Source organism: Burkholderia sp. LFS061 (assembly GCF_047978125.1).
Taxonomy (GTDB): Bacteria; Pseudomonadota; Gammaproteobacteria; order Burkholderiales; family Burkholderiaceae; genus Burkholderia; species Burkholderia pyrrocinia_C.
Map to the genome: position 1 here is coordinate 1 of NZ_JBFPFS010000045.1, position 25,070 is coordinate 25,070.

A 25,070-nucleotide genomic window follows, 5' to 3' on the forward strand; every position below is an offset into this window, starting at 1 on the left:
CGCGCGAGCAGCCACGCGCCGCGCCCGGTCGGCGCGGCGGACAGGCGCGCCGCATAACCGAGCGCCGCGAGCGTCGCGCGCACCTGGCGGCACAGCGACGGCAGGCCGCCGAACAGGCGCAGGCTCGGGCCGACGTCGACGATCAGCGTGGCTTCGTCGTCGAGCGCGACGCACGGCGAGAAGCGCAGCAACGCGAGCGCGACCGCGCGCTGCGCATCGGCCTCGCGCGCGGGATCGCGTTCGACGAGCTGCGTCCCGGGCGCGAGCGTCAGCACGCCGCCGCGCTTCATGCCCGCGCGCACGCCTTGCCGGCGCGCGGCCGCATCGGCGATCAGCACGACGCCCTGCTCGAGCACCGCGCAGCCGGCGCCGCCGGCCGCTGCGTCAGACGGCTGCGGGGCGCACACGTCGAGCGGCAGGCGCGGCAGATGGATGCCGAGCAAGACGCGCATAACGACTCTCCACGATGGGCGACGGCAGGTCGAGCACGAGCGGCTCGCCGCGCGCGGGCCCGCGACGCTTGACGATATCGAGCGACACGCCGCCCGGCACGGGATGCAGCGCGACGCGCAGCACGGCCGGCGACGGCTGCCGCGCGGCCGACAGCGGGCGCAGCATCACGAACAGCGTGTCACCCGTGCGCGCGGCCGCGAGATGCAGGCGCCGCAGCGCATCGGGCCGCGCGTCCTGCCAGAGCAGCAGCGCGCCGCAACAGCCGGTCCTGAGCGCCTGCTCGGCGGCCCACAATGCATCCGTGCGGCTGCCGGCGCGCAGCCACAGCAGCGCGTCGGCCGGCACGCCGAGACTGGCGAGCGCGGTCGCATGCGGCGATTGCGGCGGCGCGACGAGCGCGAGCGGACGCCGGGCGCTGACGGTGCGTGCGAGCGCGGGCGCGAGCAGCCGCATCTCGCCGCAGCCCGGCTGCGCGGCCAGCAGTTCGACGAGCCCGCCGACCGGCCAGCCGCCGCCCGGCAGCTCGGCGGACAGCGGCGCGAAGCCGGTATCGATCGTGCGCGGGCCGCCGCGCGCGAGCTGCGAGCCGCGCCAGAGCGTTATTCCCCCCGAGCCGGAATGCATACTTGCGTCGAGCAACGTATCGATGGACCGAGCCCGTTCGTCAGCGGGCCGGATCTGGCTGGGATGGAGAAGAACGGTAGTCACGATCGATCGCTCACCAATACTGTATATATATACAGTATTCTAGCTGAAAATCTCCAAGGCGCGAGAGAGGCGACGATAGGAATTCAGGGCGATATCCAGAGCGTCCTGGCTCGCCGAGCATGCGCGCTCGGGCAGAGCTGACGTCAATAGTCAGCTCTAAGCCACGGGCGCGCCGATGAAGGTCGCACGGAACTGCCGCCATGCCAGTATCACTTGGCAGTCGTGCCGTCTACCCACGTATAGCCGAGATTCGTAATGCCGGTGATCAGGCTCTGGAAGTCCTGGTACGCCGGCAATCCGAGATCGGGTTCAAGCCAGTATGGATGGAAGAAGAAGGACGCGAAACCGTCCCGCACCGCCAAACCGTATTGCGCATTGGTCACGAGTTGCTGCCATGTGTATGCGATACACGAGAATTGGTCGACATTGCAGATGTTGTACTGGATGCTGCCCAGGTTCTCCGGAACGATCCGCTGTCCGTAGTAATCGGAGTTGATGATGTACGGAAAGAACTGCCCGGCCGAAAAGTCCTGGTTGGGCGCCCCCGTTCCGATTTGAGGATTGGTCGCGGTGTAGTAGACGGCCCGCTGGAACGTCGTCGGGAACGTGAGGGCGGTGGCCGCCGCTGCCAACGGCGACACCTGGTACTGCGGCGCAGCCCAGCCGACGATCTTGTAGCCGTTGGTCGTGAACTCGAGGATGCCCTCGGCCATCCTGCCTGCCGCCCATTGAACGGAATCCTCATCGACGGGACGGTTCTGGACCGCATACCAGAACTCATAGTCGCTGCCGCTGACCGCGGTGAGAAGATTCGGCGTCGAATCGTACTGGTGCGTAAGGCCGTGCACCACGATCGAACCGCCGCGCGCGACCGCGTAGTTCAGCGAACTCCTGAGGCCCGTTGCCTGCGCAAGATGGATCGTCTCCGGGACGCCGCCGGTGTAATAGCCGTTCGGATCCGTATACACGGGGATGGTGGCCATCGTGAACGGAATCCTCTTGAAGTACAGGTAGTCCGTGAGCTTTTTCATCGAACTCGTCGTTGTATATGCGTCGAGATCCTCCAGACGTACGAGAGCACGGTGATTCACCGGTGCATTGGTCTGCAGTATGTCGTGCAGGATGTCGCATATCACCAGATACCGATCCGTCGGGCCGATGTAGGAAAACGGCATATCCGCGAAATACCAGAACTTGCCCGAGCGCATGACGTATGGCGTGGTCGCCCCGCTCTTGCTGTTCTTGATGGTGACGAGTGCCTGCGCCTTGGTGGCATCGACGATCTGGGTCAGCCCGATATCCGGGTCCGCACTGATGGCGCCGGTTGACGCGTTATACGCGTAGTACTTGACCATCGGCAGGTTCTTGTACGTGACCGTGTCGTAGAAGCCGGGATTGGGATTGCTCGACGAAGGCGGCGCGTTCAACCCGGCAATGCCGAGAAAGCTGAACCCGAAGGTCTGGTTGAAGGTGTAGGCCGTGTTCCATGCAAGCTGCCACAAGTTGTATTTGAACCAGACCACGGTCTTCGTGGTGGTCATCACGTCGCTCATGAACGCCGTCGGAATCGGGTTGTTGTAGTAATCGCCGATGTAGAACGTGACGTCGTGGTTCGTGACCATGCCGGACGTGTAGTTCTGTATCGGAACCAGATCGACCGTCGCGTTGAAATGGCCAAGCAGGTTTCTCAACATGATGCTGTACATCAGGCCGAGCTTCGAATACGGGTCGTTGGCCGGGTTATCGTATAGCACGAGCGTACGTGCCGTGGTGACCTGCGCGTGCGCCGTGCCCGGCAACGTCATTTGCGCGAGTCCGGCAAGCAGGGCGATGACAAGCAAGATCTTTTTCATGGCCGTTTCTCCCTAGTCGCGTTGCACGTTGCCACCGGCTTTCTTGACGGACTTCAAGTTGAACTTGGGGCGCCCCGTCTCCTTGTATGCCTTCTCCCATTCCTCGTCGGACATACCCGGCTTCACCTTGACCTGGGCGGAACCGTTGGGTAACGGAGGCGGCTTGATCTTTACCGCAGACGAATTGCCCTTCTCCTGCGCATTTGCATCCTGAACAGCGACGGCGAAGGCGAGCGCGGAGATTAATGTGACGAGTGATCCAACGGTGCTCAGTCCGTTCTGAAAATATCGATTGCGATGAGAAATCATGATTTTCATCCTTTGATATGCAAAATAAATTCATCTCGTTAACGAAACGAGCACGGCTGGTGCCATTTAATAATCAGGGCGTTATGTCGTTATTTTTTCCTGCGCACTTGATGCCAGACAAAAATACAGGACGGGATTGTTTTTCTTTCAAGCTAGAAACGTACCATCGGTCGCAAATGGGCGCGGGATCAGGGCGCCGAAATCGGCACACCATGGCAATCCAAAATTGTTTAGAAAAAACGTTTCAGGTGTGCAACGTATCCGCTTTCGAGGCTGTCATCTGACAAACAAGTGAAGCCTGTTCGGACGATTCAGGGAAAACCAGTTCCCTCAACGCTTTGCGCATGGTGACGCGGCAATCGACTCGTATGGCTCGAACATGTCTTGGCGACTGGAGAGGCCGGTGATCGCCGGATTCGCGTGACGATTCCCCCGACGGCGGCAGCCGGGGCGCGGCAGCGGGTCCGCAAATCATGTTTCGTCAGATCAATCGATCATGCGTTTCAGCACTGAAACGTTTGGCTCGAATTCGGTGGGTCGATCTTGTGCGACGCCCCGCAGACGCCCGGACGGTCAAGGGCGGCGCGGCAATGGCGCGCGACTTGCTTTATGACCTGCGTATTGAAACGACTGAAACGACGGTGCGCAGGGAGCGCTGCGGGGAGCTGGATCGAGAGCGGATGCAAGCATTAATGGTGCAGGATCCATCCCGGCGGGAGACGGAAGTATGCGAGGTAAATACCAACTTTCAAAAGTCACCCACTGAACACGTTTCATCTTTAAGGATATTACGTGATCGCATCGAGAAAACTCCAGGCTGACGGAGCCTTTTTCGAGTGACAGGATTTTTTTGCGGCGCAAGCCGCGAAGTGGGAGTGACGGGGTCGACGAGGACGGGCAGATATTCGTCCTTCGTTGGTGCAAGGGAGAAGAATTGCATACAATATAAAATCGCGGGGAAATGATGGATAACACAATATGGATTGCATATTTATATGCACTTAACATTATCACCATTCTGACCGCGATCGTCATTCTGGTAAGCACACTGGATGACCTTACGCTCGACGCTTGTTATTGGTCATTCGAAATCGGGCGATTTCTGCGTCACGAAAAAACACAGACTATCGATATCGGCATGCTGCGCGCCGAGGAAGAACGCTATCTGGCGCTCATGGTTCCGGCGTGGAAAGAGTATGACGTGATCGCCAAAATGATTGAAAACACATTGGCGACCATGGAGTACGAGCGATATGTCATCTTCGTCGGCACCTATCACAACGACGCCGAAACCACGGCGGAGGTCGAGCGCATGGTCCGCCGTTATCCGGGCAGGGTGACGCGCGCAACGGTCATGAACGATGGGCCGACCTGCAAGGCAGACTGCCTGAACTGGATCATCGAAGCGATCCTGCGCTACGAAGAAACGCATCATATTCAGTTCGCGGGCGTCGTGATGCACGACTGCGAAGATGTCATTCACCCGATTGAACTCAAATACCTCAGTCATGCGATTGCGGATAGCGACCTGGTCCAGCTCCCCGTTCTGTCATTGCCGCGGAAATGGAACGAGTTTGTGGCCGGATGCTACATGGACGACTTCAGCGAAACGCACCAGAAGGACGTACCGGCGCGAGCCCGTCTGACCGGCGTCGTCCCCGGCGCGGGCGTTGCATCCTGCTACAGCAGGCGCGCCATCGAAGCGGCGATGAAGGAGAGCGGCGGCTGTCCGTTCAACACCAGCTCGCTGACCGAGGACTACGACTTCAGCTTTCGGTTGAGAGACCTGGGCATGAAGGAAACCTTTGCCCGCTTTCCGCTTTCGGATATCCCGCAGGATGCAGGGGCCAAGCCCGCAAAGGGCGGAGCCGCCAATCGAAACCTGCTGGCCACCCGAGAATATTTTCCGAAGACATTTCGCACCGCATATCGACAGCGTGCGCGCTGGATCCTCGGCATCGCCTTTCAGGGGTGGGAGCAACTCGGCTGGAAGGGCGATTTCCTCACCCGCTACATGTTCTTCCACGACCGCAAGGGTATCGTCACCTCACTTTTTTCAGTGATTGCTTACGGTGTACTAATCAATTTCGTAGCGCTTGCCGCCCTTCAGAAATTAGGTCATGTCGTCCCCGTCAGCGCCCCTCTCGTCACGGCGAGCGAATGGATAGCCCCGCTGCTCTGGGTGAACACCGTCATGCTGTTTGCCCGCGCCGGGCAGCGCTACTACTTTGTCAGCAAGCTGAACGGTCCGGTCCAGGGGCTGCTCTCGATTCCGAGAATGTTCGTCAACAACCTGATCAATTTCTACGCGGTTTGCCGGGCGTGGCGCATCTATCTCGGCCACCTCGCAAGCGGCAAGCCGATCGCATGGGACAAGACCAGTCATACCTACCTGTCGAACGAACAGCTCGGGAAAGTCCGCCACAAGATTGGCGAGATCCTCGTCGGCTGGGGCGTGGTCTCACTGGAGCAATTGCAGGCAGGCCTGGAGAGGCAGCTGACATGCGGCAAGCGGCTGGGCGAACTGTTGATCGAAGGTAGCGCGATCTCCACCGAATCGCTGGCGGATGCGATCGCAGAACAAGCGGAACTCCCGCGGGTAAGCCTGGGCAATGTGGCGGTCGGCCACTTCGCGGATTCGCTGGCATTCGAACTGCAGTACACGTATCGGGCTATCCCGTTTTCGACCGCAGACGACGGAACGTTGAACGTGGCGGTCGGGCGGCCGCTCACGCAAGACGAACAGGATATCGTGCGACGCGGCGCCAAGACGAACGTTGCGTATTTCATTGCCTGCGATACGGAGATTGCGGCCGAACTCGCCCGACACTCGCGCTTCGTCGAACTCGCGCGAGTGCGTGACGGCGACGATGCAACGTCGCAGGTTTCTCCAATGCAAAAGCCGTCGGGAGAACAGGCATGAAACGCTCCAGACTCCCGATCGCTGTTGGCCTCAAGCGCTGCGCGCGATTGAGTGCATTGGCGATCGCCGTATCGTTGGCCTGGCAAGCCCCCGTACACGCCACGCAGCCGCTCGCTCCCAAGGCTTATCGGCTCGCCGATGGCGCATACAAGGCAATCAGTGCCGGCGACCTGCCCCGCGCGGAAGAGTATGCACAGCGCGCCCTCAAGATTCAGCCCGGAAGCGAACAGCTCGGGTTGCTGCTCCTCGATGTATTCAAGCGTGAAGGAAAAATCGACGAAGCGGACGCCATGACGGAATCGTTAAGCGTTCGTTTTCCGAAAAGCGCCGCGGTACGGGCCGAGCATGGCTACCTGGCGCAGCGGCAGGAGCGTTACGACGTGGCATGCAGCGATTTCTCGGCCGCCGTCGCGACAGGTAAATGGAGCAAGGAGCAGCAGCGCAACCTGCGTCTCGCATGGTCGGACAGTGCGCTCGCGGCGCATCGTCCGCATGAAGCCGGCGTTGCGCTGGCGCCGCTGGCAGATGAGAAATCGGCCGCGATTCAGTTGCGTATCGCGCAGTTGAGCTTGATGTCGGGCGATCGCGAAAGCGCGATCCGCGTGGCGGATCTTGCCGCCCGCGACGCGACGACGGACGCCGAGCGGAAGATGGCCGCGTCGATCGTGACGCAGGCCCAGCAACCCGAGCAGGCGCCACAAATACCGGTGGACGATACCGCGACACAGAAGTTGCAGCAGGCCTATGACCTGCTGCGAGAACACAAGGATCGCGAGGCGCTCGACGCATTCCAGGAGGGTTTCGACGGCGGAGCCGGCAACGCGATGAACTACGCGGACGCAGGCTATGCCGCCAAGCGTATCGGCTTGAACCAGCAGTCCGTCGAGCTGTTCGAGCACAGTCTCGACGCCGATGAAAACGAACACAAGTTCGATGCGCAGCACAAGTTCGGCTATCGGCGAGAAGTCGAGCAACTTCAGCGCACCTGGGGCTTCGTGCTGAGCGCGCCCTACCAGTCGGCCGCGTTCGGCCCGCAAGGCACCATCAGCGTGTTGCAGCCGGGTATCGAAGCGTACTGGCAGCCACCGAAGATCGGCTACCAGAACGGACGCATTCTCCAGTTCTTCGTGCGCGGATACGGCACGGCATACGACGGAAGCGGCAACGTGACCGGCATGCCGACCGTGCAGGGTTCGGTGGGGGTTCGCTACAAGCCGATACCCGACCAGAACGTGGTGATGACCGCCGAGCGGCTTTTCCACGTCGGCAGCCTGTCGATGACGGACTGGCTGATGCGCCTGGGCTATTCGTCGGAAGCGGGGACCGACCTGCGGGTCACCGAACCGAGCTGGCGTAGCTGGCAGGCCTATGTCGAAGGTGCGTACTTCATCAAGGCAGGCCGATACATCATCTATTCGGAGTTGCGTTACGGGCACACCTGGCGTTTGACGGCGCTCAGCGATCGGCTGACCGTCTATCCGCATGCCGCGGTGGCCGGCGATCACGACAACCGCCAGCCGAACAAGACGGCGATCGGTGCGGGGCCCGGCATCCAGTTCCGGTACTGGTTTCGCGAAGGCAGGTATAGCGCGCCGGCAAGCTATCTGGATGTCACGGTGCAATACAGGTTTCCGTTGACGTCAGCGGTACGCGCACGTGGTCTCGTGGTACGCGCAACATTGTGGTTTTAACCTGCGACGCTGACGCTTACGCGCGGATGGCGCGATCAGTTGGGCGACTTAAGCGTGATGATCGTTTGACGCAGCAACTGGAAATACGAACTCGTCGAGTACGGGAGCATTTGTTCGACGTAGTTCCACCAGAAGAAGCCGCCGATGAAACGCGGGTCGTTCATGGTGTTGACCATCGGGTAATAGGTTTTGATCAGGTTCTGCTGCACCGACGCCGGCGCGGAGATATCCGACGTACCGATTTCGCCGAAGCCAACCTTCGCGTTCGGGAAAATGCTTTCCAGCGCCGCGAAATCGTTCTTCCACGACGGGCTCAGCCCCGGGCAATCCTGGTACGGGTAGTAGCTGAACAACGCATAGTCGGCCTGCTGGCGAACCGTCGAGGACAGGAAGTTCATCGGCCAGGTCTTCCAGTAATCCTGGGGTTTCTCCCAGCAGTTGGTACCCTTGCTGTCGTCGTTGTAGTACAGCGTGATCGCAGTCTTGCCGCCGTTCGATTTGACGATCGTGTTGGCCGCGGCGACCATCTGGCCGATCTGCTGTTCTTGCGAATTGACCACCGAGTTCGTACCGCTCGGGTTGTTGCGCAGCCATTCGCCGTTGATTTCGTTGGCGATCTCCCACACGTCGACGGTGTTCTTCAGTTGCGACACCAATTCCTGCGTTCTCGCTTGATACGTGGAGAGCGTCGTCGGGAAATAGTAAGAATCGTAGATCTCGCCCATCACATACGCGACCGAGTGCAGACGCAGCAGCGGTGCGTAGTAGTCCGAGGCCGGCGTACCCGGATCGAACACGACACGCACTGTCGGCCGGTACGGCAGGTTCTGCAGCGACGCGATGATCGCATCGAGTTTCGTCAGATCGTCGAGCGTGACGCCGTAGACCGGATTCTTCAGGGGTTCGACCTGAGCTTGGGCGGACTGGGACAAAGGCAAGAGCCCAGCATAAGCAATGCACGCGGCAACGGCCGTGCGCGAGATGTTTTTCGTCAGTCTTTTCAAAACGTCCTTCCGTCCTAAAGTAAGAAGAAGCGCGATTTTAGACGAAAATAAAATATAATTATCGGACGATATCGACAGAAATGGCTCCGGAACATCGCAGGGCGATGCCTCGCGCAGGAGAAGTTGCGACGCGATGCCTTCGGGAGAAATGTCCAGCATCCCTAAACGAATACCCAACAACATTGGTTCACAAGGCGGCCGAATAGTGAAACCCGTCACCAGCGGGATTCGGCTATGGATGCCTTGCGAACCCGTCGCCGCCCTGCTTCCGACGCTCGATCGCGCAAACGTATGCGGTTGGTTTCAATCACAGTCAACGCCGCCATAGTCACCATCCGCCGCGCCGGCGAACTCGAAGTGAGGGTGTTCACGGATGCGCTGACGCTCAGCAGGAACAGTTCCACCGCCGCGTGACTACCCGTTTCGGTCTTGAGCCGGCTGTACGCGATGCGGCTGGCGTCCACGTTTGGACCGGCCGGCAGGTTGGCGGCGCTCTCGAGCAGCGACATCGGAAAAAAGCACGACCGCAGCAATCGTGAATTCCTCAGTCCGCTCCGCGTTCGGATCATCGTTGATATGCGTATCCGCCAACGCCGCCGTCCGCAGATCGAGCAACAGAATGTTCCTTGCCGGGTAGGTGGAAACACCAGGCTTCTTGCCGATCACTGCGTAGACGAATCCGTGCGGGCGTGACAGTTGTCGATGTGCGTATCGACGGACATCGCGACTCCCGCGGCAAGGGCCGGAGCGATAGCGCCCCGGCGGTCAGTCGCGTTCATGCGAAGCCCGGGACAGCCCGCAGTCGACCTTTGCCGTGCGCGAGCCGTTCCCGAGCCGGGCCCCGAAGACAGCGCTCGTCTTTGGCAAGGTCGGCACACATCGACCGCCGAAGCCGCGCTCGCATATGCCCGAGAACGGGGTAATTTTTCCATTGGCGTGGAGACCGGCTACCCGCGATTTGCGGCGGGTATGGAAGCAACGATCACCGTAGGGGCGACCCAGGGTCGCCTGGTCGTGAAACGCACTCACTGCGGCAGGTAACGAGTTGGGGTATGCGGCGCCAACGCTCGTACGCTCGCACCTACCGCGCGGCCGATGCTGACATAAAATGGAAAATGCTCTGTTGAAGATGAGCTGATGGCAAAAAAAAGGAGTGCCAACATGAGACGCCTTTATTTCCTCGTACCCGATACGCAGATGGCGAAGGCGATCGTCGACGACTTGCTGCGCGCACGCATCATCTGGCGCCATATCCACGTCCTCGCCAATCACAGTGTCACGCTCGATCAGTTACCCGAAGCATCTTTGCTGCAAAGCAGCGATGTCGTGCACGCGCTCGAGCGCGGCGTCGCACTCGGCGGCGCGACGGGCGCGCTTATCGGTCTCGTCGCGCTTGTGTTCCCCCCTGCGGAGCTCGTGATTGCGGGCGGCGCCGTCGTCGCATTGACGTTGGCGGGAGCGGGCTTCGGGGCGTGGACGGCCGCTATGATCGGCATCGCCGAGCCGAACGCGCGACTCCAGCGATTTCGCGACGCCATACGGGAAGGCCAGATTCTGATCATGGCCGACGTGCCGGGATTACGAGAGCAGGAAATCGAGGAGATGGTCGCCCAGCATTTTCCGAAGGCGGATCTGGAGGGCGGCGAGCCTACGACACCGATCTTCCCCTGAAACTCGAAAACCGGCATACGCAACACCCGAGGCCGTCTCTGCATCGAGCATGCTGGCTTCACGCCAGTGTGAAATCGGCATACGTCCACGCGGGACAATTGTCGGGGGTGCTCCCGCTGCCCCGGCACGCCGGTACAGGGGCTATTCCGTGACATCCCGTGCCTCTTTGCGTCGCATCAAATCAGACGCCCGCAATCGCGCGGCGCCGCAATCTCCGCTCCATATCCCGACACGCGCCGGCGCCCTCGCCAGCATCATCGATGCGTATCGCCGAGCGCGCTATCGCATAACCGCAACCACGGGCGGCACGCTGCCGCGCGCCAACTGCCTGCCTGCCGACACAACGATGCCGAACTTCGAGCGGAACGCCGCCGTGCCATCCATCGCGCAGGGTTTTTGTACCTTGCGTTGGCACCCATATCTGCCATTCTGAATCGAATAAAGGGCGTACTTTTTGACGCGAGTGGCGCCTTCTGAACCTGAGTGCCGAAGCTGAACCGTCGGCAAGGAGGTCGTATGGAACTGAACATTCAATCGCACCATTGGCAACGGCGCAGGCCCGACTGGCTCGCCGCTGCCGTGGCCGGTCTTGCGGGCGGCGCCCTGGTGATCGTGCTCGAATTCTTCTGGTCGACCATGGTGCTCGACGAAAGCCCGTGGCAACCGACCCACAAGATCGCGGCAATGGTGATGGGCCGCAGCGCGCTCGAACAGATGTCGGTCTTCAGCTTCGGCATCGTGGGGACGGCGCTGGTACTGCACTACGTGCTCGGCGCCATCATGGGGATGATGCTCGCCGCGATCATTGCGCCGTTCCGCTTCGATTCGAGCGTGGGCATGGAGGCCATCATCGGGCTGGCCTTCGGGATCGTCGCGTATGTGTGGAACTTCCATGTGATGACAGCCGTGTTCCCATGGTTCGTCTCCGAGCGGGGTTCCGGGCCCTTGCTGGCAAACCTGCTGTTCGGCGTGGTCACCGCCGTCGTCTACGGCATGCTCGAACGGCGCAAGCGGGACGCGATGCACTGACGCGCCGTTTTTTCTACCGTGCTTAAAGACCCGGCGCCCTCGCGGGACGGCCGCCTCGACAACCGATGCCGGAGGCGGCCATTTTGCATTGCATCGCAGCGATGCGGCTTCTCCATTCGCGCGATACACCTATGGCGCGCGCTGCCCCCGTTGCGCTGCCTTGCACGATGCAAAGGAGAGGACTACCTTTGCTTTAAAGCCACTTGCAACGCTTGGCGAATCGGACCTGGCAGACTGCCGGCGAAAACAACAATACGAAGTACGGCAAGGCGGCACAACGACGCCAGGAGCGCTTGTCGGCGGCTCCGGCGAGTGACACGCAGCGAGGCGGCCCATGGCGCTTGCGATTGCCCTGATCCTGATCATCGTACTGGCGGTGGGGTTTCACTTTGCCAGTCCCTGGTGGATCACGCCGATCGCGTCGAACTGGGTGCGCATGGACGACATGCTGACGATCACGATCGTCATTACCGGCGCGCTCTTCATCGCGATCAACCTGTTCATCGTGATCGCACTGATGCGCTACCGCCACCGCAGCGGGCATCGCGCGGCCTACGAGCCGCACAACAGGCGGCTGGAATGGTGGCTGATCGGCCTGACCGCTGTCGGCGTGGCGGCGTTGCTGGCACCGGGGCTCTTCGTCTACGCGGACTACATCCGGCCGCCGCGCAACGTGCTGCAGATGGAGGTGCTCGGCCAGCAATGGCAATGGCGCTTCCGCTTCGCCGGCCCCGGCGGCAAGCTGGGCACGACGGACGTGCGCTACATCGGCAACGACAACCCCTTCGGCCTGAACCCCGGCGACCCCAACGGCCGCGACAACTACCTGATCGAGGCGCCCGAGGTACACCTGCCGCTCAACCGGCCGATCCAGGTCCTGGCACGGTCGCGCGACGTGCTGCACGACTTCTACGTCCCGCCGTTCCGTGCGCGCATGAACATGGTGCCCGGCATGGTGACCACCTTCTGGTTCACGCCGACCAAGGCGGGGCGCTACGACATCCTGTGCGCACAGCTTTGCGGTATCGGGCACTCCGGCATGCGCGGCGTGGTGGTGGTGGAAGACGAAGCATCGTTCTCGCGCTGGCTCGCGCAGCAGACCACGTTCGCGCAGCGGCAGCAGGCCAGGGTGCAGGCAGCAGCAGCCGCTACCGGCGGCAGCGCCCAGGCGCTTGCCGACCAGGGCAAGACGCTCGCGGCGGCCAAGGGCTGCGTCGCCTGCCATACCGTGGACGGCAGTCCGCGCGTGGGCCCCACCTGGAAAGGCCTGTACGGCAAGACCGAAACGATGGCCGACGGCAGCACCGCGAAGGTGGACGAAGCCTATCTGCGCGCCTTCATCCGCGACCCGAAGGCCCGCGTCGTGAAGGGCTTCTCGCCCGTCATGCCGACTTTCGACCTGAGCGAGCAGGAACTGACCGCGCTGGTGACCTACATCGAGTCGCTAGGCGGTCCGGCCGCCAGCAGCGCAACGAATCCCTAGCGAATTCCCAGCGGAGCACATGCAATGCCCTACGCGCACACCGACCACGTCCCGCAAAGCTTCTGGACCCGCTATATCTGGAGCCAGGACCACAAGGTCATCGCCGTGCAATATGCGCTGACGGCCATCGCCATCGGCCTGGTCGGCATGGTGTTGTCGGACCTGATGCGGCTGCAGCTCGGCTTTCCGGGCAAGTTCAGCTTCATCGACGCCAACCATTACTACCAGTTCGTCACCATGCACGGGATGATCATGGTGATCTACCTGCTGACGGCGCTGTTTCTGGGCGGCTTCGGCAACTACCTGATCCCGCTGATGCTGGGCGCGCGCGACATGGTGTTCCCGTTTCTCAACATGCTGAGCTATTGGGTCTACCTGCTGGCCGTGCTGGTGCTGGGGGCCAGCTTCTTCGTGCCGGGCGGGCCGACCGGCGCGGGCTGGACGCTGTATCCGCCGCAGGCCATCCTGCCGGGCACGCCGGGCGTGGAATGGGGCATCGTGCTGATGCTCGTGTCGCTGGCGATCTTCATCGTCGCGGCAACGATGGGCGGCCTGAATTACGTCACCACCACGCTGCAGGCGCGCACCCGCGGCATGACGCTCATGCGCATGCCGCTCACGGTGTGGGGCATCTTCATCGCGACCATCATGGCGCTGCTGGCGTTTCCGGCGCTGTTCGTGTCGGCGGTGATGATGCTGCTCGACAGGATACTCGGCACCAGCTTCTTCATACCGGCCGTGGTGTCGATGGGGCAGACGCTCAAGCATGCCGGCGGCAGCCCGCTGCTGTTCCAGCACCTGTTCTGGTTCTTCGGGCATCCGGAGGTCTACATCGTCGCGCTGCCGGCCTTCGGCATCGCGTCGGACCTCATCAGCACGCACGCGCGCAAGAGCATCTTCGGCTACAGGATGATGGTGTGGGCCATCGTCGTCATCGGCGCGCTGAGCTTCGTGGTCTGGGCGCACCACATGTTCGTCGCCGGCATGAATCCGTACTTCGGCTTCTTCTTTGCCACGACCACGCTCATCATCGCCATCCCGACCGCGCTCAAGGTCTACAACTGGGTGCTGACGCTGTGGCGCGGCGATATCCACCTGACCGTGCCGATGCTGTTTGCCATCGGCTTCATCAGCACCTTCGTGCTGGGTGGGCTGACCGGGCTCTATCTCGGCAACGTGAGCGTGGACATTCCGCTGTCGAACACGTACTTCGTGGTGGCGCACTTCCATATGGTGATGGCCGTGTCGCCGATCCTGGTGGTGTTCGGCGGCATCTACCACTGGTATCCGAAGGTGACGGGCCGCATGCTGAACGATACGCTCGGGCGCGCGCACTTCTGGATCACCTTCGTCGGCACCTATGCGATCTACTTCCCGATGCACTATCTCGGCATCCTCGGCATGCCGCGGCGGTATTACGCGTACGAGGGCTACAGCTTCATTCCCCATTCGGCGCAGACGCTCAACACCTTCATCACCGTCGTTGCGCTGATCGTTGCGGCGGCGCAGCTGCTGTTCCTGTACAACCTCGCGTGGAGCCTCGCGCGCGGCAAGCGCGCCGACGGCAACCCGTGGCGGGCCACCACGCTCGAATGGCAGACGCCGCAAACGCCGCCCGTGCACGGCAACTGGGGCGCCGCGCTGCCCGTCGTCTACCGCTGGGCTTACGAATACAGCCCGCCGGGGCACGAGGAAGACTTCGTCCCGCAGAACCAGCCGCCCGCGACGGCGCCCGAGCCGGCGGCCCGCCCGACGCTTCAACCCGGCGAGGCTCGCGAATGACCACACTGCCCCGCCCCTTCGTTCCCGACGCACCACCGGTCCTGCCGAATGCGAGCCGCATCGGCCTGATGGTCTTCATGGCGGTGGCGACGACCTTGTTTTCGCTGCTGCTGCTCGCCTATGGCATGCGCATGCGCGAGCCCGACTGGCAGCCGATCCCGCATCCGGCGCTGCTGTGGTGGAACACCGGCGCGCTGGTGCTGGCAAGCGTTGCCATGCAGCGTGCCCGGCAGCTGACCTTGCACCGCGTGGCGTGGCTCGCGTGCGGCGGCGTGCTGGCGGCCGTGTTCGTGATCGGGCAACTGATCGCCTGGCGCATGCTGTCGGCGGCCGGGCAGACCGTCACCGTCAATCCTTCCAATAGCTTCCTCTACCTGCTCACCGGCCTGCACGGATTGCATGTGCTGGGCGGGCTGGCGGCCTGGGCCGTGACGATCGCGCGTCTCCGGCGCACGGACCCGTTCCGGGCCCAGCGCGCCATCGCGCTGTGCGCCCTCTACTGGCATTTCCTGCTGGCTGTCTGGCTCGTGCTGCTGGCGGCGATGTGGTGGCTCACCCCTGCGTTCGTCGCGGCCATCTGCGGGCCGCTGTATGGAGCCGCGCCATGACCGCACCCACGCTTCCCACCGAATCCGCCGACACCCCGCCCACCGACGCCGGGCCTGACGGCTGGCGCGGCATCGTCACGGACTGGTCGGCCGACCGCGAAGCCTTCAAGGTGCCGTGGGGCAAGGCGATGATGTGGATCTTCCTGCTGTCGGACACCTTCGTCTTCAGCAGCTTCCTGATCGGCTACATGTCGGTGCGCATGTCGACAACGGTGCCGTGGCCCGATCCCTCCAAGGTGTTCGGGCTCACGGTGGGCGGCGTGGACGTGCCGTTGCTGTTGATCGCCATCATGACGTTCACGCTGATCACCAGCAGCGGCACCATGGCGATGGCCGTCAACTTCGGCTACCGGCGCAACGCCAGGCGCGCCGCCGCCCTGTTGCTGGCCACCGCGCTGCTGGGCGCGACCTTCGTGTCGATGCAGGCCTTCGAATGGACCAAGCTGATCGTCCATGAAGGGATCCGCCCGTGGGGCAACCCGCTGGGCGCGGCGCAGTTTGGCGCGTGCTTCTTCATGATTACCGGATTCCACGGCTTTCACGTGACCTGCGGCGTGATCTACCTGCTGCTGATCGCGCGCAAGATCCTGCAACCGGCGTTTACCGAGCACGGCAACTTCCAGATCGTCGAGATCGCCGGCTTGTACTGGCACTTCGTCGACCTGGTGTGGGTGTTCATCTTCGCGCTGTTCTATTTGTGGTGAGGCAGGCCATGGACCACACCGATCCCGCCGATCGACCCGACGCCGCGCACGGCCAGCAGCATCCGATCGGCCTTTACCTGAAGATCTGGGGCCTGCTGTTCGTGCTGAGCACGTTGTCGTACATGGTGGATTACTTCCACGTGCAGGGCCTGCTGCGCTGGGTGCTGATCGTCGTGCTCATGATCGCCAAGGCCGGGCTGATCGTATCGATTTTCATGCACATGATGTGGGAGCGGCTGGCGCTGGTGTACGCCATCCTGATCCCGCCCCTGTGCCTGCTGGTGCTGATGGTGCTGATGGCGGCCGAAGCGCATCACACTTTCGGCATGCGGGAACTCTTCTTCCACTGATCCCTTCGCCGCCCGTTCGTCACGCGACGAGCGCTTCGCACATGCAGGAGGACACCATGAAATTTTCACGCCGACGTTTTATTGCAACCACCACCGTTCTGGCATCCGCGCTGGCATTTGGACGCCGCGCGGCGGCGGCAGATGCCGGCGCCGTTCAGGAATCCGATGCAAATGCCCAGGCTCTCGGTTACAAGACGGATGCAAGCCGGGTCGACCATGCGAAGTTCCCGAACTTTCAGGCGGGCCAGGCTTGTGCGAGCTGCCAGTTCTTCCAGGGCAAAGCCGGCGTCGCGATGGCGCCGTGCACCATTTTCAGCGGCAAGCAGGTCAATGCCAAAGGCTGGTGCAGCGCCTATGCGAAAAAGGCGTAGCGGGGACGGCGTGGCGGCCGTGCTGCCGGCGGCTTGAAACGGCATCGGCGTGCCAAAGTGGAATTGCGTCTCATGTGCGCGTTGGAGCGGCCGCTCGTCGATGCGTGTCGAGCGGCAGCAACCGGCCGAGTACCGACAAACGCGGGGGGGTGGCCGTAGCCCTCCCCCACGAGCGCCGATCGATCAGGCAGAAGCACTCCGATTGGCCTCGATCACCGTCAACGCCGCCATATTCACGATCCGCCGCACCGTCGAGCTCGAAGTGAGGATGTTCACCGGCGCGTTGACTCCGAGCAGGAACGGCCCCACCGCCACATTGCTGCCCGCCTCGGTCTTGAGCAGGTTGTACGCAATGTTCCCCGCATCGACGTTCGGACAAACGAGCAGATTGGCAGCGCCCTTGAGCGGCGACATCGGCAGCAGCCGCGACCGCAGCCCTTCGTCGAGCGCACAGTCGCCGTGCATCTCGCCATCCGCCTCGATATCAGGCGCCTGCTCCCGGACGATCTCCAGCGCCCGGCGCATCTTCACACCCGAAGCCGCACTGCCTGAACCGAAGTTCGAGCGCGACAGCAACGCAGCCTTCGGCGTCAGGTTCAGCCATTCCATCTGCCGGGCCGCAGCAATCGTGAATTCCGCGATCTGCTCGGCATCGGGATTATCGTTCACGTGCGTATCCACCAGCGCCACCGTCCGCTGGTCGAGCAGCAGAATGTTCATCGCCGCGTAGGTGGACGCACCGGGCTTCTTGCCGATCACTTCGTCGACGAACCGCAGGTGATTGTGATACTCGCCGACCGTCCCGCAAATCATCCCGTCCGCGTCGCCGAGCCGCACCATCATCGCGCCGATCAGGGTCAGGCGACGCCGCATTTCGACGCGCGCCATCTCCTTCGAAATGCCGTCCCGGCACCGCAGTTCCCAATACGTCGTCCAGTATTGCGGGAACCGCTCGTCATATTCCGGATTGGTCACTTCGACATCCTGACCGAGCCGAATACGCAGGCCGAACCGCTCGATCCGCGCCAGCAGCACCTCCGGACGCCCGACCAGGATCGGACGCGCAAGCTTCTCGTCGACGATCACCTGCACGGCGCGAAGCACGCGCTCGTCCTCGCCTTCGGTGAAGACGATCCGCGCCTTGCCGCCGTCACGCACAAGCTGACGCGCCGTCGCGAACAGCGGCTTCATGAACGCGCCGGAGTGGTAGACGAATTGCTGCAGTTGCTCGACATACGCGTCGAGATCCGTCAGCGGGCGCGTCGCCACGCCGCCTTCCATCGCCGCCCTGGCCACGGCCGGCGCGATACGCACGATCAGACGCGGATCGAACGGCTTGGGAATCAGGTATTGCGGGCCGAAGGCCACGTCGTACGCACCATAGGCCGCCGCCACCACTTCGTTCTGCTCTTCCTCGGCCAGCCCCGCGATCGCGTGAACGGCGGCGATCTCCATTTCGCGGGTGATCGTCGTCGCGCCCACGTCCAGTGCACCGCGGAAAATGTACGGGAAACAGAGGACGTTGTTGACCTGGTTCGGGTAGTCCGAGCGGCCCGTCGCGATGACGACATCGTCGCGCGTCGCATGCGCCAGTTCCGGGAAGATCTCCGGCGTCGGATTGGCCAGCGCGAGAATCAGCGGACGCGCCGCCATCTCCTTCAGCATCTCCGCGCTCAGGATGCCGCCGACCGACAGGCCCAGGAACACGTCCGCGCCGCCGATGACTTCGGACAGCTTGCGCGCATCGGTTTCCTGCGCGAAGCGCGACTTTGCCGGGTCCATCAGCGTGGTACGGCCGCGATAGACGACGCCTTCGATGTCGGTCACCCAGATGTTTTCGACCGGCAGTCCGAGGTCGACCAGCAGGTCCAGACAGGCCAGCGCGGCCGCACCGGCCCCCGACGTCACGACCTTCACCTCCGAGATCGACTTCCCGACGACCTTCAGCCCGTTGATGAACGCAGCGGATACGGTGATGGCGGTGCCGTGCTGATCGTCATGGAAGACGGGAATCTTCATGCGTTCGCGCAGCTTCTGCTCGACCGTGAAGCACTCCGGCGCCTTGATGTCCTCGAGATTGATGCCGCCGAACGTGGGTTCGAGGCCGGCGATGATGTCGACCAGCTTGTCCGGATCGGTCTCGTTGATCTCGATGTCGAAGACGTCGATCCCGGCGAACTTCTTGAACAGGACGGCCTTGCCTTCCATCACCGGCTTGGATGCGAGCGGGCCGATGTTGCCCAGACCGAGCACCGCGGTGCCGTTGGTGATCACGCCCACCAGATTGCCGCGGCTCGTGAAGCGGTGCGCCTGCAGCGGATCGGCCGCGATCGACTCGCACACACCCGCCACGCCCGGGGTGTAAGCCAGCGCGAGATCGCGCTGGGTCACGAGCGGCTTGCTGGCGACGACCGAGATCTTCCCCGGGGTCGGAAACTCGTGATAGTCGAACGCTGCCTGCTGCTGTGTCTCTGTCTGTTTCATGTTTTTCGGTCCGGGCACGGGCGCCAGGCCAGTCCCGGCGCGATCCATGGAGGTGATTCTAGGGATCCGCCATAAGGAGATGATTCTGTTTTAATATCGGTCCATCACTTTTTCATGATGGATGCGTGACCAGTCAATGACTTTTGACGCAAACGATGTGGTCAGGCGGCTTGGCGCACGTCTGAAGATTCGGCATCTGGTGCTGTTGCTGCAGATCCAGCAGCACGGGTCGCTGACGCGCGTCGCGGAGCACATGGCCAGCAGCCAGCCCGCGGTGACGAACGCGCTGTCCGAGCTGGAGAGCATGTTCGGCACGCCGCTCTTCGAGCGCTCGTCGCGCGGCATGCGGCCGACCGCGCTCGGCGCGGTCGTGCTCGAACGGGCGAAGGCGATGATCAAGGATCTCGACCACCTCGCCCGCGAGATGGAGGCCGTCGCCGCCGGGCATGCGGCCCACCTGCACATCGGCGTGATTCCGTTCATCTCCGGCCAGATGCTGTCGGCGGCGCTGAAGCGGCTGCAAGCGCGCATGGAACGGCGCCTGACCGTAACGATTCACGAAGGCACCAGCGATCAGCTGCTGCTGCAACTCAAGGATCACAGCGTCGATATCGTGATCGGGCGCGCTTCGTCGGCGATCGATCTGGGCCGGGTTTCCTTCGAGGTGCTGTACCAGCAGCAGCCGCGCATGATCGCGAGCCGGCGCCTTGCCGCGAAACTGGCCCGCACGACGCTGGACTGGAACAAGCTGCACGCGCTCGACTGGATTCTCGGCGCGCCGCATACGCCGATGCGGGAACAGGTGACCGACCTGTTTCTGTCGGCCGGCATCCCGCCGCCCGTTCCGATCGTCGAAAGCTACTCGTCCAAGCTGATCGGCGAAATGATCGCGTCGAGCGACGAGGCCGTCTCGATCGTGCCGGCCGATATCGCGGAGGAACTGGTGCGGATTGCCGGCGTGGCGATCGTGCCTTACTCGCTGGTGTGGACGCTTCCGCCCATTGCGCTGTTTACCCGCTCCGCTGATTCGCACTCGCCGGCGCGGGATTTGCTCGTCGAGGCGCTACGGGAGGTGTGTAAGGAGACGTATGGGGAAGCGCGGAGGTAAGGTTTGTCCCAGGCAAGGGACCTGCCGCACGGCTACGAACAATTCATACTCGCAGTGCGAGCGGTCAATCTTGGCTGCTTCTCATATTCGCGCATGCACGCTCTCAGTCACGCCAATGTTCACTCATGGCTTCGAATACATCCGTCTACCGCTATCGATAAAAGCGTGACGCGAGAGACAGTCCCGCCGCCCAACGCGGCTCGACAGAAATTCACTCCTCCGCCCGCTGACAAACCACCTCGATATTGTGCCCATCCGGCCCGATGACGAACGCCGCGTAGTAATTCGCGTTATAACGCGGCCTCAATCCCGGCGGGCCATTATCTTTCCCGCCCGCCTCGAGCGCCGCACGATAGAACTCGTCGACTTGCCGCCGATTCTCGGCCTTGAACGCGATGTGAAGATGCGCGGGCGTCTCCGTCGTCTGGAACAGGCACAACGAAGGCTGCCACGGCCCCGGCGGACAAAGCTCGACGCCGTACGAAGGTTCCCCCTCCCCCGCGACTACTACACCAAGCGGTTCAAGTGCCTTGAGGAAAAACGCCTTGCTCGCTGCGAAATCGCTGACTCCGAATTTGACGTGGTCAAACATGAGTTCCCTCTCGGATAGTTGGGCCCGCCCGCGCCCCGACGTGAAGTGCGGATCACCGCGATGTTGCCACATGCTGCCGTCGACGGCAGCCCCGTCCGCTCCATCACCCCAGCTCGAACGACGTCACCCCGAACACGCGATCGAGCGCGATCGCAGGCGCGTCTTTCGTGTACATCCGTGCGGTTTCGAACACGCTCGTCATCCCGTGCCGTTCCGCCAGCGCGACGGCCGCAGGATTCGTCTCCGGCACGTCGAGCACGATGACCTCGCCAGGCATGCTCGCCGCCAGCGCGCGAAACAGCCCGGTGGCGACGCCTGCATCATCGGCAAAGAGCGGGCCGATCTTGCAGCCGGCCTTACAGCGGCGCACGACACCGTATCCGGCGACACGGCCGGCGTCGACCGTTGCGAGCGCAACGGCATCCGGTTGCGCGATCCACGCGGAGACGAAACGCTCGCGCGCCGCGGGGAAACACTGGCGATCGTAGGCAAGCAACTGCTCGAACGGCACATCGGTCGCGGCCGCTACATGCGCGCACCCGATGCCGTCCACGCGCCCCTGATAGCGGATGTTGCGGTACGCGAGCCGGAACCCGGATTTCCTGTAGTTCGCCTGCTGGGCGACGACACCATCGAGACCAATGTTGCGGTCTCCAAGATAACGCATGCCGTGCTGCCAGATTCGCATACCGAAGCCTTTGCCGCGAAACCCGGGCTTCACGATATAGAGGCCGATGAAACCAAAGTGTTCGTCATAGGCGACGGCGGAAAGGCACGCGACCGGCTCGCCGCGCCAAACACCGACGAAGAACCCAGCCGGATCCGCTTCCCTGAAACAGTGCGGATCATGCCAGCCTGGGTTCCACCCTTCAGCAGCCGCCCATTCGACCGACATGGCCAGCTCGTCGGCCGACATGGTCCGCACGATAAAGTCACCGCCTTGATCCATGGTTCGCCCCACTCGCGGCTTTAAAGATCGCCGCCTCGTGTTACGGAAAATGCATCGGGAAAGCGCCGGCAAGCGAGCGCCGGCCAACTGACAGAACAGGCCGCGCAATCGTGCCCGAAGCCACGGCCGCCGATCGCGTCATCATAATCCCAAGGGCGGGTAACAGAGTGAAGCGACCATAACGGTTATTCCGGTCCGACGGGCACTGCAATCGATGCATATCGGCAACCCGGACGACTGGGTCACCAGGCGGCCCTCGAATGTCCGAACGGTCGACCGGCTGCAACAGGTCGCCGAGCGCCCACCACCAAAATCCGCGAAGAACAAAAAAAGCCCGACAAAGTCGGGCCAATGGGTTTGAGACACAAGGAGAATACCGCCCACCCCACACCGGGCGGTCACGCCGTGCTACACGACGTTCTTTTCGACGATCGGCCGGTTTTCCAGCACTCGCGCCCAGCCGAGCGGCGACAGGTCGAGCGTTTCGTAACGCCCGCCCAGAATGAGTTCACTGACCCCGCGCCCCGTCGCCGGCCCTTGCTGCAGCCCGTGGCCGCTGTAGCCGTTCGCGAACACGACGTTGTCGAGCTCCGGGTGATACCCGATGATCGCGTTGTGGTCGAACACGTTGTACTCGTAGTATCCGGACCAGCAGTTCTCCACGCGCAGCGCCTCGAACTCCGGCACGCGATTCGCGAGCGTCGGCCAGATCACGTCGTCGAACAGGTCGTGATCGACTTCGTCGAGCGGCAAATCGTCCGGGTCGCGATCCGGGCTCGGCGACGTGCCGCAAATATACGTGCGCCCTTCCGGCCGGAAATACACGCCCGTCGGATCGATGAGCAGCGGGCAATCGGCGAGCTTGGCCGGCGACGACACGTTGAAGATGCTGCGGCGCCGCGCATACACGGGAATGTCGACGCCCATCATCGACGACAGCGTGCGCGTCCACGCACCGGCCGCGTTGACCAGCGTGTCGCACGCATAACGCTCGCCGTCGCCCGTCACGACATGCGTGATCTTCCGTCCATCGCGTTCGACCGACTTCACGTCGGCCGCCACATAACGCGCCCCGAGCGCCTGCGCTTTCTTGCGCAGCGCCTGCACGAGCCCGTAGCCGTCGAACCAACCTTCGCCGCTCACGCCGTACGCACCCGACACGAGATCGTCGACGTTCAGCCACGGAAACTTCGCGCGCAGTGCATCGCAATCCATCAACCGGATATCGGCGCCGAGGCTGGTCTGCAGCGCATGGTTCTCGCGCAGCGTCGCATCGCCGGCCGCCGTCGCGAGGAACAGGTAACCGCCTTCGTGCAAATCGATCGACGGCCGGTTGCCGTCCACTTCGAGCCGTTCGCCGATCGTGCGCAGGAAGTCGATGCCGAACAGCGACATCTCGATCGACAGCGGCGTCGAGAACTGTTGGCGAATCGACGCGGCCGACAGCGCCGACGACGATCGCGCATAGGTGGGGTCGCGTTCGATGACGGTCACGGCGACCGTCGGATCGGTGGCGCGCAGGAAATAGGCGATCGAGCTGCCGATCACACCACCGCCGACGATGACGACTTGAGAACTCACGACTGACTCCAGTTGCACGTAAAAGGCGCGGCCAGCCGGCCACGCCCGTTGGTTGTTCGTGCCGCGTCGCGCGCGGCGTCGCGTCCGCGGACTTCCCGGGCGATCGCCCCGGCGTGCGCCGCGATCGCAACCGATCGCTCACGGTATTTCAGCACGTCCGGCATCGCCGCGAAAGTCCGCGCGCTTGCGTTCAATCCGCCGATTTCGTCGTGACGGGCTGCCACGCGGCGTTCTTCACTTCATACAGCGTCGAGCTCGGGTTCTTCAGGTCGCCCGTGTTCGTGAACGCGATCGTGCCCGTGATGCCGTCGTAGCGCGTGTCCTTCAACGCGCCGTTGAAATCGGCCGGCTTCGTCGAATTGGCCTTCTGCATCGCGTTGATCGCGATCCACGTCGCGTCGTACGCGAACGGCGCATACGCGAGCATGTCGACACCGTACTTCTGCCTGAATTTCGTTTCGAACAGCTTGCCCTTCGCGAGGCGCGACAGCGGCTGCCCGTATTCCCACACGGCCGCGCCTTCCGCCGCGTTGCCGGCCAGCTTGATGAAGTTCGCGTTCATCACGCCGCCGCCCGCGAGAAACTGCGCGCGGATGCCGAGCTGCCGCATGCGCTTCACGAGCATCGCGGCCTGCGCGTCGAGGCCGCCGAAGAACACGAGATCGGCATTCGTGCTCTTGATCTTCGTGAGCTGCGCGCTGAAGTCGACGGCCTTGTCGTTCGTGAATTCGCGCGCGACGATCGTGCCGCCGTTCGCCTTCACGGACTTCTCGAATTCGTCGGCTTCGCCCTGGCCGAACGCGGTGCGATCGTCGATGATCGCGATGCGCTTCGCCTTGGTCACGCTCGCCGCATATGCGCCTGCGTTGCCGGCGTTCTGCGTGTCGGTCGCGATCACGCGGTACACGGTGCCGAGCCCGGCGCGCGTGATGTCGGGATTGGTCGCCGACGGCGTGATCATCGGAATGCCGGCCTTCGCGTAGATCTTCGACGCGGGCAGTGTCGTGCCCGAATTGAAATGGCCGATCACGACGGCCACCTGCGCGTCGGCAAGCTGCTGCGCGGCCTGCACGCCGGTGCGCGGATCGCTCTGGTCGTCCTGCGACGCGACGACGAACTTCACGGGCTTGCCGCCCACCGTCGTGCGCGCGGCATTCGCTTCGTCGACGGCCATGCGCACGCCGTTCTCGATGTCCTTGCCGTACGCGGCGCCGCCGCCCGTCAGCGGGCCGGCCACGCCGACCTTGACGACCGTCTCCTGCGCATGGGCCGCGCCCGTCTGGAACGCGAGGATCGCGGCGGTCAATGCAACGCCGGAAAGCGAACGAATGCGGAACGTCATGGCAATCCTTCTTCTGTGGGTCGGGATGCAACGCGCGACTGCCGCGCGTCGGCGACCTCTCGCGTGCCGGTGATG

The 25,070-nt window shown here is 62.9% G+C and carries 24 protein-coding genes and 1 pseudogene; 13 read left to right on the plus strand and 12 right to left on the minus strand.

The window, feature by feature from the left end; genetic code table 11:
* From ACNQQL_RS29180 to ACNQQL_RS29195, 4 genes and pseudogenes are all read right to left on the minus strand, one after another.
* Positions 1–452: pseudogene (locus ACNQQL_RS29180) on the minus strand (DNA polymerase Y family protein); the annotation flags it as partial.
* On the minus strand, positions 385–1,077 hold the full coding sequence (gene imuA / locus ACNQQL_RS29185; protein ID WP_110281348.1) for a translesion DNA synthesis-associated protein ImuA: 693 nt from the start codon (positions 1,075–1,077) through the stop codon (positions 385–387). The pseudogene ACNQQL_RS29180 and the gene imuA, both read right to left, overlap by 68 nt.
* Before the next feature lie 293 nt (positions 1,078–1,370).
* Positions 1,371–3,014 carry a DUF2334 domain-containing protein gene (locus ACNQQL_RS29190; protein ID WP_347067532.1) on the minus strand — a complete coding sequence of 548 codons (1,644 nt, stop codon included), beginning with the start codon at positions 3,012–3,014 and terminating at the stop codon, positions 1,371–1,373.
* Positions 3,015–3,026: 12 nt separating this feature from the next.
* Positions 3,027–3,332: a hypothetical protein gene (locus ACNQQL_RS29195; RefSeq protein WP_239483243.1), complete on the minus strand. Its 306-nt coding sequence runs from the start codon at positions 3,330–3,332 to the stop codon at positions 3,027–3,029.
* A gap of 464 nt (positions 3,333–3,796) precedes the next feature.
* Here ACNQQL_RS29195 and ACNQQL_RS29200 point away from each other — a divergent pair, with 464 nt between their 5' ends.
* From ACNQQL_RS29200 to ACNQQL_RS29210, 3 genes are all read left to right on the plus strand, one after another.
* On the plus strand, positions 3,797–4,144 hold the full coding sequence (locus ACNQQL_RS29200) for a hypothetical protein (RefSeq protein WP_347067535.1): 348 nt from the start codon (positions 3,797–3,799) through the stop codon (positions 4,142–4,144).
* A 143-nt stretch (positions 4,145–4,287) separates the two neighbouring features.
* Positions 4,288–6,246, plus strand: coding sequence for a glycosyl transferase family protein (locus ACNQQL_RS29205; RefSeq protein ID WP_416392781.1), 1,959 nt, complete (start codon positions 4,288–4,290; stop codon positions 6,244–6,246).
* Positions 6,243–7,937, plus strand: a complete 1,695-nt coding sequence (locus ACNQQL_RS29210) for an NfrA family protein (RefSeq protein ID WP_347067539.1) — start codon at positions 6,243–6,245, stop codon at positions 7,935–7,937. The genes ACNQQL_RS29205 and ACNQQL_RS29210 overlap by 4 nt, the downstream gene beginning before the upstream one ends.
* 35 nt (positions 7,938–7,972) lie before the next feature.
* Here the strand turns inward: ACNQQL_RS29210 and ACNQQL_RS29215 are convergent, their stop codons facing one another.
* Together ACNQQL_RS29215 and ACNQQL_RS29220 are read right to left on the minus strand one after the other, a co-directional pair.
* The gene (locus tag ACNQQL_RS29215) at positions 7,973–8,941 is read right to left on the minus strand and encodes a hypothetical protein (protein WP_416392782.1); all 969 of its coding nucleotides are present in this window, start codon (positions 8,939–8,941) and stop codon (positions 7,973–7,975) included.
* Between the two features lie 215 nt (positions 8,942–9,156).
* A complete protein-coding gene (locus ACNQQL_RS29220) occupies positions 9,157–9,450 on the minus strand; it encodes a hypothetical protein (protein WP_416392779.1) in 294 nt (97 codons plus the stop codon).
* A 652-nt stretch (positions 9,451–10,102) separates the two neighbouring features.
* Between ACNQQL_RS29220 and ACNQQL_RS29225 the strand changes: the two genes are divergently transcribed.
* The 9 genes from ACNQQL_RS29225 to ACNQQL_RS29265 all read left to right on the plus strand — a co-directional run bounded on the left by ACNQQL_RS29225 (position 10,103) and on the right by ACNQQL_RS29265 (position 16,939).
* Entirely contained in the window at positions 10,103–10,612 is a 510-nt protein-coding gene (locus ACNQQL_RS29225) for a DUF1269 domain-containing protein (protein ID WP_347067541.1), read from the plus strand.
* Positions 10,613–10,760: 148 nt separating this feature from the next.
* Positions 10,761–11,045, plus strand: coding sequence for a hypothetical protein (locus ACNQQL_RS29230; RefSeq protein ID WP_416392780.1), 285 nt, complete (start codon positions 10,761–10,763; stop codon positions 11,043–11,045).
* A gap of 83 nt (positions 11,046–11,128) precedes the next feature.
* Positions 11,129–11,641, plus strand: coding sequence for a hypothetical protein (locus tag ACNQQL_RS29235; protein WP_347067543.1), 513 nt, complete (start codon positions 11,129–11,131; stop codon positions 11,639–11,641).
* A 334-nt stretch (positions 11,642–11,975) separates the two neighbouring features.
* The gene (locus tag ACNQQL_RS29240) at positions 11,976–13,124 is read left to right on the plus strand and encodes a c-type cytochrome (protein WP_347067545.1); all 1,149 of its coding nucleotides are present in this window, start codon (positions 11,976–11,978) and stop codon (positions 13,122–13,124) included.
* Positions 13,125–13,148: 24 nt separating this feature from the next.
* Complete coding sequence (gene ctaD, locus ACNQQL_RS29245) at positions 13,149–14,906, plus strand: cytochrome c oxidase subunit I (protein WP_347067547.1); 1,758 nt, start codon at positions 13,149–13,151, stop codon at positions 14,904–14,906.
* The gene (locus ACNQQL_RS29250) at positions 14,903–15,514 is read left to right on the plus strand and encodes a cytochrome c oxidase subunit 3 (RefSeq protein WP_072438474.1); all 612 of its coding nucleotides are present in this window, start codon (positions 14,903–14,905) and stop codon (positions 15,512–15,514) included. The genes ctaD and ACNQQL_RS29250 overlap by 4 nt, the downstream gene beginning before the upstream one ends.
* The gene (locus ACNQQL_RS29255) at positions 15,511–16,218 is read left to right on the plus strand and encodes a heme-copper oxidase subunit III family protein (RefSeq protein WP_347067549.1); all 708 of its coding nucleotides are present in this window, start codon (positions 15,511–15,513) and stop codon (positions 16,216–16,218) included. Before ACNQQL_RS29250 ends, ACNQQL_RS29255 begins: the two co-directional genes overlap by 4 nt.
* 8 nt (positions 16,219–16,226) lie before the next feature.
* A complete protein-coding gene (locus ACNQQL_RS29260) occupies positions 16,227–16,568 on the plus strand; it encodes a cytochrome C oxidase subunit IV family protein (RefSeq protein ID WP_034181991.1) in 342 nt (113 codons plus the stop codon).
* A 56-nt stretch (positions 16,569–16,624) separates the two neighbouring features.
* Entirely contained in the window at positions 16,625–16,939 is a 315-nt protein-coding gene (locus ACNQQL_RS29265) for a high-potential iron-sulfur protein (RefSeq protein ID WP_072438546.1), read from the plus strand.
* A 183-nt stretch (positions 16,940–17,122) separates the two neighbouring features.
* Here ACNQQL_RS29265 and ACNQQL_RS29270 read toward each other — a convergent pair whose 3' ends face one another.
* A complete protein-coding gene (locus ACNQQL_RS29270; RefSeq protein WP_072438470.1) occupies positions 17,123–19,423 on the minus strand; it encodes an NADP-dependent malic enzyme in 2,301 nt (766 codons plus the stop codon).
* Positions 19,424–19,559: 136 nt separating this feature from the next.
* Here ACNQQL_RS29270 and ACNQQL_RS29275 point away from each other — a divergent pair, with 136 nt between their 5' ends.
* Positions 19,560–20,531: a LysR substrate-binding domain-containing protein gene (locus tag ACNQQL_RS29275; RefSeq protein WP_072438468.1), complete on the plus strand. Its 972-nt coding sequence runs from the start codon at positions 19,560–19,562 to the stop codon at positions 20,529–20,531.
* A gap of 211 nt (positions 20,532–20,742) precedes the next feature.
* On the opposite strand, the gene ACNQQL_RS29280 is transcribed toward ACNQQL_RS29275, so the two are convergent.
* From ACNQQL_RS29280 to ACNQQL_RS29300, 5 genes are all read right to left on the minus strand, one after another.
* Positions 20,743–21,123: a VOC family protein gene (locus ACNQQL_RS29280; RefSeq protein WP_347067552.1), complete on the minus strand. Its 381-nt coding sequence runs from the start codon at positions 21,121–21,123 to the stop codon at positions 20,743–20,745.
* 103 nt (positions 21,124–21,226) lie between these two features.
* Entirely contained in the window at positions 21,227–22,072 is an 846-nt protein-coding gene (locus ACNQQL_RS29285) for a GNAT family N-acetyltransferase (RefSeq protein WP_347067554.1), read from the minus strand.
* A gap of 408 nt (positions 22,073–22,480) precedes the next feature.
* Entirely contained in the window at positions 22,481–23,653 is a 1,173-nt protein-coding gene (locus ACNQQL_RS29290; protein WP_347067555.1) for an FAD-binding oxidoreductase, read from the minus strand.
* A complete protein-coding gene (locus ACNQQL_RS29295) occupies positions 23,650–23,877 on the minus strand; it encodes a hypothetical protein (RefSeq protein ID WP_072438459.1) in 228 nt (75 codons plus the stop codon). Before ACNQQL_RS29295 ends, ACNQQL_RS29290 begins: the two co-directional genes overlap by 4 nt.
* On the minus strand, positions 23,844–24,995 hold the full coding sequence (locus ACNQQL_RS29300) for a branched-chain amino acid ABC transporter substrate-binding protein (protein ID WP_347067557.1): 1,152 nt from the start codon (positions 24,993–24,995) through the stop codon (positions 23,844–23,846). The genes ACNQQL_RS29295 and ACNQQL_RS29300 overlap by 34 nt, the downstream gene beginning before the upstream one ends.
* Positions 24,996–25,070: the final 75 nt, after the last annotated feature.